Genomic DNA, 10,112 nt, shown 5'->3' with positions numbered 1-10,112 from the left:
CACGACCACGGCAGCCAGTACATGTCGGACGCCTTCCAGAAGGAGCTCCGCTTCCTGTCCATCGAGAACTCGCCCGCCTTCGTGCGCGCGCCGGAGGGCAACGGCTGCGCGGAGCGCTTCATCCGCACCCTCAAGGAGAACCTCCTCTGGGTGCGGACCTTCGACACCGTCGAAGCGCTCCGCCAGGCGCCGCTCGAGTTCCGTGACACCTACAACGCGACTTGGCTCATCGAGCAGCACGGCTTCAAGCCACCCACCGCCGTCCGGCAGGATCAGCTTTCAACCGCGGCACTCGCCGCGTAGGCTGCAGCACGGTGTCTCGGCATCCGCGGGCGGTACACACCACTGCGCTCGCTATTCTGCAAGTGGCGTAATCGAAACCGGTCATCATCTCGTGTCGTCAGGTCTGGCGCGAGCGCTGACAGAACCCGTAAGCCAACCTATCGTCCAGGATTCCGGGTGCGGTACAGCTCACTGCCAGCGGCAGATATGGACAAGAGTCGTGAGGTTGTTGGGCACTGCACGGCAGGAGGCGGGGTCGAATTCCACACCTAGGGACTGCGCCAGTTCCCGATTAAAGTTATCCGGTTCCTCCAGCAGTACGAAGCCCGGCCCGCGATGGAGTCGCACTAAGTGCTGCACCTTGGCCGCGTAGAGGTACTTTCTGGAGCCTGCCCAAACTGGATGTGCGGCGCCCACGAACCGGACTCCTGGCCCCTGCACGAATGGTGCAACGAAGGAGACCGCGCCCCACAGCATCACCACCAGCGATCCCTCGGGCAATGCGACGGGTGTGACCGCCACTGATGCGGCGCCGCGAGGCTCCTGTTCCCAGTGGAAGGGCTGGCGCGGCCATCGCGGATATGTCGTGGCCAGCGTGCAAAGGAAGAGCAAGGCGCCCACGCATACGACCGCGCCGCATCGCTGGCCCGCAGCCAGTACCGTCCCGGTCCAGGGCAAGGCGAGGAGCATGCGTGCTGTGGTCCGAACCGCAATACCGAGCAGGACCTCGATGGCGACGGCGTAACGCAGGATTGCGAAGGCGCCGAGCCAGGCGGCGTAAGCGAGGAAGATGAAGGCAAGAACTACTTGGGTGGCTCGAACCGCAGCCTGTTCGGCCGTAGAGCCAATCCTCACCTGGTCGCGGTCGCGCAGGAGGCGCCGCAAGCTGACAGCGCCTAAGGTAAGCAGCGTTCCGGCGATGCCCAGTGCGAAGCGCGGGTCGGCCATTGTCTCCTCGGTTACGACCCCGACTGACGGACGCACCCACAGCAGCGGGTAGGCCAGTGCCTGAGCGATGCTATTCGGGAGGAAACGAGGGTCGCTCTGCCGAACAGGCGGAAACCAAGACGAGTGAAAAAGGTCATTGAAATACGGCCCGAAGGGGTTGCCGAATTGCTCGTAGAGGAACCAACCCCAAGGACCAAATGACACAATGAACCCCAGCGCACCGCCGACAGCCAATATCGCCACGGCCCGCGCTGGGCTAACGTAGGTGCCGCGCGCAGCAAAAATCGCCGCCCCTGCGAGAGCCGGCGCATAGACAATGGCGGTTAATTTCAACCCGACCGCAACTCCCCCAAGCGCTCCTGAGAGGAACCAGAGACGTGCGGCCCGAGGCTTTTGGAGTACGGCACGCCCTGCTGGGATCCCACAACCCGCAGCTACGAGCAGCGCCAGCAACGCGCCCACAACCAAGCACGCCACCGGGACATCGTTGAACGTGGCGCCGGCCTGCGGCAGCGTTGCCGCGCCGGTCAGACCGAAGGCCGCCGTCAGCATGCTCTCCCCAGTGGCTCGGCGGGCGTTCCCGTGGCAGGCGAGGTTGGCGACGGCTAGCGTCAGGAAGATTAGAAGCCCGAGATAGCCTGCCTGGAGCGTCGAAACGACGCGCGGCCAAGCATTCAAGGGACTCCGCGTCAGCAGGTAAAAGGGAATATCGAGACCCGGGTGCAGGAAGCTGTGTAGGCCCGCCGGCGCGAGGTCTAAGCCCCAGCGCCCCTCCAGCAAGGCGTAGGGATTGTAGAGGTGGTAGTTCCGTATATCCCAGTTCGCATCGCGGCCGAGCGCGAGTGCGATAGCCGCCGCCACGGCCCAGCAAGCTAAGAACACGCCCCAGCCCATGCGCACGCCGCTTAGGGGCACCGGCACAATGCCTTTGGTACTGGCGCAAGGCCGCCATCATGCACTCGCGGATAGAGCGGAGCTCCTGCGGCTATCACGGACCGGCTGGGTGGTTGGGTCGGAAACGGCATTTCTTCCATCTCGGCGGACGATAATTGGGGCAAGGCAAACGCTCTCGACCGGCATCCTTATCCAGCCCTATCGCGGATACCTTCCGAAAGACATAGCGCAGCCATAGGGGTTCAACCGGTCCATTCGCACAATACAATGGTCACCAGCTTGGTACATTATCGGACAAGCTTTGATTGCCGCCGGATGGTTGATGCAGTGAAGCCAAGCGCGGTATGCGGGTTGGCGCATTTCACTATCCGGAGAGGGAGCTGTGGTCGCACGCCAACGGCCAACTCGCCCATGTGTCTACGCCAATCCAGACTAACTGCGCTTTTCAACGAGTTACTCTGGGATGCACATGGCGACCAGCAGGCTGGGCCATGCGCCCGCCCTTCATTCAAAGGCACCACGGCGCAAGCAATCCGCAACCGTTAAGCAAACTCACGGCGTCCAGCGTGATTGCAAGCTCGTGCGTTTTGCTTCGGGGGAGCCTACATGACCGATTCAGCCAATTTCACGGTGCTCGACGGCGACTCTGGTAATAGACCGCACTCCGTATCGGCGGCTGACCGGCATCCGTCGCCTGGGCCATTTGGAGATTGTGTGGAGAACTCCTGGTCTCCGCCCGTTACCGATGATCTGAGCGCACTCGCGGGGCGGCTGGCGAACGACTCCGGCATATCTGAGGAAGTCATACAGCCTGCCGCAGCCGGTCTCGAGCTATGGGGAGGCGTGGAATGCACCGTCCTTCGCGTCGGCGACATGTGGCGAGACCAGTTGCGTGAGGGCGGCCATTACGACCGCATTGAAGATCTCGACGCGGTGGCTGGTCTAGGTTTCCGCAAGCTCCGCTACCCCATCCTTTGGGAGCATGTGGCGCCGGAGCGGCCTGGCGAATGCGACTGGCGCTGGCATGACGAGCGGTTGGCCCGACTGCGCGACCTTGGCATTGCGCCCATCGCCGGCCTCGTCCACCACGGCGGAGGACCGCACTATACCAGCCTGCTCGACCCGAACTTCCCCGAATTGTTGGCCGAGCAGGCCGAGCGGACCGCGCGGCGTTACCCCTGGATAAAGTCCTGGACACCGGTAAACGAGCCGCTGACCACCGCGCGCTTCTCTGGCCTTTACGGCCACTGGTTCCCGCACGGGACCGATGAGGCAACTTTCCTCCGCATTCTGGAGAATGAATGCCGGGCCGTCGTGCTCGCCATGCGCGCCATCCGCCGCGTCATTCCTGACGCTGAGCTGGTGCAGACCGAGGATCTGGGGAAGACCTTCAGCACGCAGCGCCTGGCCTATCAAGCCGCGGATGAGAACGATCGGCGCTGGCTTAGCCTCGACTTGCTGACCGGCCGCGTGGACCGAGACCATCCCTGGTGGCCGCGGCTACTGGTCGCTGGCGTGACGGCGCAGGCACTTGATGAGTTCCGCGTGCAAGATCTCGGTCCGATGGTGCTTGGTTTCAACTACTACATTACCAGCGAGCGCTTCCTCGACCACCGGCTGGCGCTTTATCCGGAGCAGATGCATGGAGGCAATGGCCTTGATGCCTATGCAGATATCGAGGCCGCGCGGGTGCTGCTGCCAGAGCATGAGCGGACGGGGTGGGAAGCCCGGCTCCGAGAGGCGTGGAGCCGCTACGGTTCGATCCCTTTGGCGATCACTGAAGCTCATATCGGCTGGTGCCCCGAGCACGAGCAGGTCCGCTGGTTCATGGAGGCGTGGGAGGCCGCTGCAGCGCTGCGTACTGAAGGCGCCGATGTCCGGGCTGTGACGATATGGTCGGTGCTCGGCGCGGTGGACTGGAACAGCTTGCTCACGCGAAAGACCGGCCATTACGAGCCGGGCGTTTTCGACATGCGCCACCCGAGCGGGCGGCCACAGCCGCGGCTGATCGCAAAGGCGGCCAAGGCGATTGTACGGCAGGGCCGCTTCGAGCATCCACTGGTGCAGCAGCCTGGTTGGTGGCGGCGCGACGACCGCTTTCTCGTCCCGTCTAAGCAGGCCGCTGGCTGACGGGCAAGCAAGGCTCCCCAATACACGAACACGGGGCAGACCCGACCTTATCAGGACGAAACTGAATCCCGGCGGTGCGCCGATATAACCAGCATCGACTGCGCCGCTTTTCTGCCGAGAGCAGTCAGTTCCTTGACTGTCTTGGCCGAAAACCGTCTTACCCGCCCTGATCGAGGTTTCGCTTCGCCCCGCTCGGACATGACACGCTCGCCAGGAGATTCAGCCAGCCATGCCGTTCCGATCGCAGCTCTTCGACACCTTCTTCATGGGCGGCTTCGAATGCTCCACCCATCGTCGCGCCGACGGGCGGCGGTTGGACCTGATCGCTGGTACCAGGCATGACATGCTGGCGGAGCGAGATTACCACCAGGCGGCGGAGCTTGGCATCCGCACCTTCCGCGACGGCGTGCGCTGGCATCTCGTCGAGGCACGGCCGGGGCACTACAACTGGTCTTGTTGTTTGCCGCTGTTGCGTGCGGCGGAGGCGGCAGGCAGCCAAGTGATGTGGGATCTATGCCATTATGGCTGGCCGGACCACATTGATATCTGGTCCCCTGGCTTCGTCGAGGGTTTCGCCGCTTATGCCGCGGCCTTTGCTCGGCTGCATCGAGAGGAGACCGGCCGGCCGCCGATGCTGTGCCCGGTCAACGAGATCGCCTTCTTCGCCTGGGCTGGGGGCGATGTGGCGATCATGAATCCGGGCGCTAGGGACAAAGCCGATGAGCTCAAGCGGCAACTGGTGCGGGCCGCGCTTGCCGGCACGGCGGCGGTGCGGACGGCCGTGCCGGGCAGTTGGGTCTCTGCCATCGACCCGATCATCCATATCACCCCGCGACCGCATGCGGACCCTGAACTGGCTGGCATCTATAACGCCTCGCAATATGCTGGCTGGGACATGTTGACCGGGCGCTGCGAGCCGGAACTTGGCGGTAGTCCGGAAGCGGTCGACGCGATCGGGGTCAACTTTTACTGGAATAACCAGTGGCTCTTCCCAGATGCCGCACGGCCGGCGGATGCAGGGCCGGACTGGCGGCCTTCGCGTGACGCGCTGTCCGTCTACGATCCGCGCTGGCGGCCTCTGCGGGACATGCTGGCGGAGGTTTGGGCTCGCTATCAACGTCCGCTGTTCGTGGCGGAGACCAGCATTGAGGGCGCCGCCCGCCCGAGCTGGCTACGTTATGTCTGCGAGGAGGTGCGTGCGGCGATCCAGGCGGGCGTGCCGGTGGAAGGGATCTGCCTGTACCCCATTCTCAGCCATTTCGGCTGGGACGACGACCGCTATTGCCCCAATGGTTTGTTCGAGCTTGGGACCCGGGACGGGCAGCGTACCGTCAATGCCCCGCTTGCCGATGAGCTCGCGCGACAGCAGGCGCTGTTCCACGCAATGCCTGCGCCGCGGGTGATCTCCGCGCAAGCGCTGCAAATCTGAGAACGACAGGGTCTCAGTCCGGCCGGCGCACCACCGGCCCTGTCTTCCGCGTAGAGGAAGGGCCGCCACCCTCGACGTAAGGCAAGCCGGCGCCGTCGAAGAGCAGGCGTTCCATGCACATCTGACGCAGTGGGACGCCGTACCTCCCGTTTGCCTCGAACAGTTCAGTGCCGGGGATGACTTGGTCGCCGCGCACGGCGTGGTAGAAGATCCAAAGCTGTCCGACGGCGTCCGTGTGGACGAAGACCTGACCGCACCGATTCCATATCGCGTTTTCGGCCAGGAGCGGCGCCGGACCGGGCGCTAGGGTGAAGGGATTGAGCGGATGCGCGCCGCCACGGAGCGCGAAGGTTTGGTAGGGACCACTCCAGGTATCGACCTTAGAAGCGAGCATGATGGGCTCGCCGCTCAGCGGGTTCTCAATGACATGCACGCCCTCCCAGAGCCGGTCGGACCAGTCGCCGGGTGTCGGGGCGAGCACCGCTCGAGGCACCGAGCCCGGCGCGAAGCTCAGACCATCCTTCGTCAGCTCCTGGCCGAAGATCGGCGCATGGCCGGAACCCCAATACAGGAAGTTCCTGCCGAGGCGAGTAGAGCGGTAAAAGCAGGGGTCGATGACCGTGAAGCCAGGGCCGCGCTGCAGCACCGAGGGCTCTGCGAAGCGAGTCGGCCCGGCGGAGCGGGCCACGAAAATGCCGTGCCCGCCGGTCCCTGCATCATCATGGTCATCGAATTTGAGGGTCCCATAGAACCGCCAATCCGCGGTGCCGAGGTGGCGGACATCCGGTGCCCAGGATGCACGATAGCGGCCGTAATTCGGAATGGCGGCAGCAAAGGCGCCCGTTTCCGTGCCGGGCGGATGGGTTTCCCAATGCACTAAATCACGAGAGCGAGCTACCTTGAACAGGCGCCGTGGCAAGGGCTCGTGGTCGTCATCTGTGGCGTATGACCAATAGAATCCGTCACCGTCTGGCCCCGCGATGGCGGGGTCGGCCCAAACCTCCTCGATGACCGGGTTGCGGTAGGTAGTCTCGAGATAACTGGCCAAGATGTATCCCTCGTTGAGCCTCAGGTCGAGCGCAGCCACATGGCAGTTGCCTTCACTCCGCTCCGGTCGCCGCTTCGATGCGCCCACATTGCCATGGAAGCGCGGGAAGAGCCGGGTGTCTTGACTAGCCAGCGTCTCCGCTCCGCGTCCAGGCTCTTCCAACGCGTCGAGCGCCAAGTCGTCATCGCTCTTCCCATTGGAATGCTCTGGACGGTTGTGATGCAGTTGCGAAGTTTGCGGTAGATTGCGGATATCCGCGGCAGGTTCGGATCAGGCGGCGGCCTGGAACAACTCGGCGACAAAGGTTGCTTGGGTCCGCATGCCTCGCCCGCCAACCTTCCGCACCTGCCCCTTCCTGATCATCGCCATCGCCTCGTAGCCTGCCAAGGCATTGTCACGTCGTTGAGCACTGGCCGGAACGAAGAGGTCGGGCCAAGCTGGTTGGATGTCGACCGAGCCCAACACCTACCCAGGCTACCGCTTCCCGGCTGCGGTCATCCACCACGCCGTCTGGCTCTACCATTCGTTCAGCCTGAGCCTGCGTGATATCGAGCTGATCCTGGCCGAGCGGGGCGTGGTGGTCAGCCACGAAAGTATCCGCCGTTGGTGCCTCAGCTTCGGTACCGAGTTCGCGGCCAAACTGCGCAAGCGCCGGCCGAGGCCGGGTGACACCTGGCACTTGGATGAGGTCTTGATGCTGTCGGCGAAATCCGAAGTGTTTGAAATCCCTATGGTGTCGGTAACCAAGAGCGCTGCGTCGGAACGATGCGCCCGTAGGGATTGCGCCTCCATTTAGCACAGCGGGACGGGTTGTCGGAGCAGGATCGGGCTGCAAGGCTAGGTCATGAGCATGCACCCGACGCCGATCGGCGAAATCCCGAACGAGACAGTTCGGGTAGCCAAGGCTGCTTGTCCCAAAGGCACGCTGGCGACGCGACTACGCGAAGAGTTCGCTAATCTTTATGAGGATGCGGATTTCGTCGCGCTATACCCCCGCCGTGGGCAGCCCGGCTTGGCGCCATGGCGACTGGCCCTGGTGACGGTCTTGCAGTTCCTCGAGCAGCTCAGTGATCGTCAGGCGGCAGACGCCGTACGAGCTCGCATTGATTGGAAGTATGCGCTCGGGCTCGAACTGACTGACCCTGGGTTCCATTTCAGTGTGCTGACTGAGTTCCGGGGCCGCCTCGTGGCGGGTGGGGCAGAGCACCTCCTGCTGGACAGAATGCTGGAGCGGTTCAAACAGCGGGGCCTTGTTAAGGCTCGGGGCAAGCAGCGCACGGACAGCACACATGTGCTGGCCGCCGTGCACGATCTGAACCTTCTGGAGCTTGTGGTCGAGACGCTTCGCGCTGCCCTCGACGACCTCGCCGCGGTCGTGCCGGAGTGGCTGCACGTGATCGCATCACCGAGCTGGTTCGAGCGGTACGGGCGCCGCGCCGAGGAATACCGTCTGCCGAAGGGCGAGGATAAACGTGAGGCTTTCGCCTTGGCCGTCGGGGAGGATGGTTTCCGCCTCTTGGCTGCACTGGACGAACCAGACGCACCGAGCACGGCGCGCGATGTACGAATGGTCCAGATCCTACGGAACGTCTGGCGCGTGCACTATGCCCGAGATGACGGGCAGCTGCGTTGGCGCTCGCCGTCAGAGCTTCCACCCGTGGCCGAGCGCGTGCAGTCACCCTACGATCCGGAGGCGCACTTCAGCATGAAGCGGCAGCTCCAGTGGACCGGGTACAAGGTGCATGTGACGGAGACCTGCGACGACGACATGGCCCGGGTGATCACCGACGTAGCGACCTGTCCATCGATGCGGCCAGACATGACGAGCACGGCCGGCATCCATGACCGACTGGCGGCCAAGAACCTGCTGCCGTCGGAGCACTTTGTCGATTCCGGCTATGTCGATGCGGGGCTTCTGGTCAGCAGCCAGCGGGACCATGGTTTGTCGCTCGAGGGACCGGTCCGGGGTGTATCAAGCCGGCAGATGCGTGCTGGGCAAGGCTACAGCCAGTCATATTTCAAAATCGACTGGGACCGCCATCAGGTGACCTGCCCGCAAGGCAAGACATCGGTCTACTGGCGCAGCTTGCGCCACCCGGATGGTAGTCCGCGCATTCAGGTCCAGTTTATACCAAGTCCCGGTGATCCCAACCTGTCAGCGGCGGAGGGGCGCGCCCTCGACGCAACCCGCTCCGGCCTCGGAGGAGCCGCTTTACTGCATGGGTTCTCATCAGCGGGATTTGGTATTAGCCGCCTGGACTGCGGAACCTGTGTTGCACGCGCAGACTGCGCATCGGCTAAAACCAAGTCCCAGTGAGCCCAACCTATTGGCGGCGGCGGGGCGCCCCGCAGCAGCACGCTCCGTCCTTAACCGGGCCGCTTTACTGTATGGGTTCTGATTAACGGGATTTGGTATAAAACCGCACGTCGGGTTCTGCACTTCCATGACCGTGAGGAATACGAGGCGCTGCATGCGGCCCGTGCACGGGCGGAGGATCCCGCATGGCTGGAGCGCTATGATAAGCGAGCCGGCGTGGAAGGGACACTCTCGCAAGGCATCCGCGCCTTCGGCATGCGCCAGAGCCGCTACATTGGCCTGTCGAAGACAGGCTTGCAGGAAGTTTGCGCGGCAGCCGCGATCAATGTGTCACGGGTAGTACGATGGCTCGATGGCCGGCCAGCGGCCGGGACGCGCGTCACTCGTTTCGCAGCCCTGGCGGCGGTAGCCTGATTTCGCCGACAGCATCAGGTTTATCTGAAGATCAACGGCGAGCTCTTCTACCTCTGGCGCGCGGTCGACCAACACGGTGTGGTGCTCGACATCCTCGTGCAGGAGCGGCGGAATGCCACGGCTGCCAAACGCTTCTTCAGACGCCTACTGGTCGGCCTCAAGTACAAGCCGCGGCGGATCGTGACCGATGGGCTCCGCAGCTACGGTGCCGCGCAGCGCGAGGTCCTGCCCGATGTGCGGCATTGGACCAGCCGTTACCTGAACAATCATGCCGAGAACTCTCACAGGCCGACGCGACGTCGAGAACGCCAGATGCAGCGCTTCAAGTCACCCGGGCAAGCCCAGCGGTTCCTCTCCGCGCACGCGATGATCTATGGTCACTTCCGTCCGCGGCGGCACCTGATGACCGCCGATCAATACCGCCGTTCGCGCGGCAAGGCCTTCCGGATCTGGAGGCAGGAGACATGTGCTCAGATCGCGGCGTGATGTCCCGCAAGCCCCGCCCTGCAGCAAAACTCGCCTGGCTATCAAACAAGGTGACAATGCCCTTGGTCCATTCGCTGTCTCCCGGGGGTTCGATTCGGGAGGCTTGCGATGGCGGTGGTGATCACGCGGCAGGACTTGTCGGCGGATGCCCTGAGGCAGGCTGC

9 protein-coding genes and 1 pseudogene are annotated in these 10,112 nt (G+C 63.7%); 7 read left to right on the top strand and 3 right to left on the bottom strand.

The genetic code is table 11. The features are described 5' to 3' along the window. Window positions 1-303 (top strand): integrase core domain-containing protein (locus EP26_RS27755; protein WP_043343940.1); only part of this gene is annotated, 303 nt, incomplete at its 5' end. A 168-nt stretch (window positions 304-471) separates the two neighbouring features. Here EP26_RS27755 and EP26_RS27750 read toward each other — a convergent pair. Continuing rightward, window positions 472-2,124, bottom strand: a complete 1,653-nt coding sequence (locus tag EP26_RS27750) for a hypothetical protein (protein WP_043343927.1) — start codon at window positions 2,122-2,124, stop codon at window positions 472-474. A 606-nt stretch (window positions 2,125-2,730) separates the two neighbouring features. On the opposite strand from EP26_RS27750, the gene EP26_RS27745 reads away from it, so the two are divergent. Next, window positions 2,731-4,254 (top strand): family 1 glycosylhydrolase, encoded by a 1,524-nt coding sequence (locus tag EP26_RS27745; protein ID WP_211259587.1) that lies wholly within the window; start codon window positions 2,731-2,733, stop codon window positions 4,252-4,254. 265 nt (window positions 4,255-4,519) lie between these two features. After that, the gene (locus EP26_RS27740) at window positions 4,520-5,683 is read left to right on the top strand and encodes a glycoside hydrolase family 1 protein (protein WP_245624550.1); all 1,164 of its coding nucleotides are present in this window, start codon (window positions 4,520-4,522) and stop codon (window positions 5,681-5,683) included. 13 nt (window positions 5,684-5,696) lie between these two features. Here EP26_RS27740 and EP26_RS27735 read toward each other — a convergent pair whose 3' ends face one another. Then, window positions 5,697-6,908 carry a glycoside hydrolase family 43 protein gene (locus tag EP26_RS27735; RefSeq protein ID WP_169747522.1) on the bottom strand — a complete coding sequence of 404 codons (1,212 nt, stop codon included), beginning with the start codon at window positions 6,906-6,908 and terminating at the stop codon, window positions 5,697-5,699. A gap of 268 nt (window positions 6,909-7,176) precedes the next feature. Between EP26_RS27735 and EP26_RS27725 the strand changes: the two genes are divergently transcribed. The 3 genes and pseudogenes from EP26_RS27725 to EP26_RS38780 all read left to right on the top strand — a co-directional run. Continuing rightward, on the top strand, window positions 7,177-7,527 hold the full coding sequence (locus EP26_RS27725) for an IS6 family transposase (protein ID WP_052389779.1): 351 nt from the start codon (window positions 7,177-7,179) through the stop codon (window positions 7,525-7,527). Between the two features lie 48 nt (window positions 7,528-7,575). Next, complete coding sequence (locus EP26_RS27720) at window positions 7,576-9,048, top strand: transposase (RefSeq protein WP_052389778.1); 1,473 nt, start codon at window positions 7,576-7,578, stop codon at window positions 9,046-9,048. 78 nt (window positions 9,049-9,126) lie between these two features. Beyond that, window positions 9,127-9,327, top strand: a pseudogene (locus EP26_RS38780) (transposase); the annotation flags it as partial. A gap of 51 nt (window positions 9,328-9,378) precedes the next feature. On the opposite strand, the gene EP26_RS37860 reads toward EP26_RS38780, so the two are convergent. Continuing rightward, the gene (locus EP26_RS37860) at window positions 9,379-9,537 is read right to left on the bottom strand and encodes a hypothetical protein (protein WP_245624549.1); all 159 of its coding nucleotides are present in this window, start codon (window positions 9,535-9,537) and stop codon (window positions 9,379-9,381) included. On the opposite strand from EP26_RS37860, the gene EP26_RS27715 reads away from it, so the two are divergent. Next, entirely contained in the window at window positions 9,487-9,948 is a 462-nt protein-coding gene (locus EP26_RS27715; protein ID WP_084113075.1) for a DDE-type integrase/transposase/recombinase, read from the top strand. The genes EP26_RS37860 and EP26_RS27715 overlap by 51 nt on opposite strands. Window positions 9,949-10,112 lie beyond the last annotated feature (164 nt).

Source organism: Belnapia moabensis DSM 16746 (assembly GCF_000745835.1).
In the GTDB taxonomy this organism is placed as follows: domain Bacteria; phylum Pseudomonadota; class Alphaproteobacteria; order Acetobacterales; family Acetobacteraceae; genus Belnapia; species Belnapia moabensis.
Note: the sequence above shows the minus strand (reverse complement) of the source record. Positions and strands in the feature narration are given on the sequence as shown.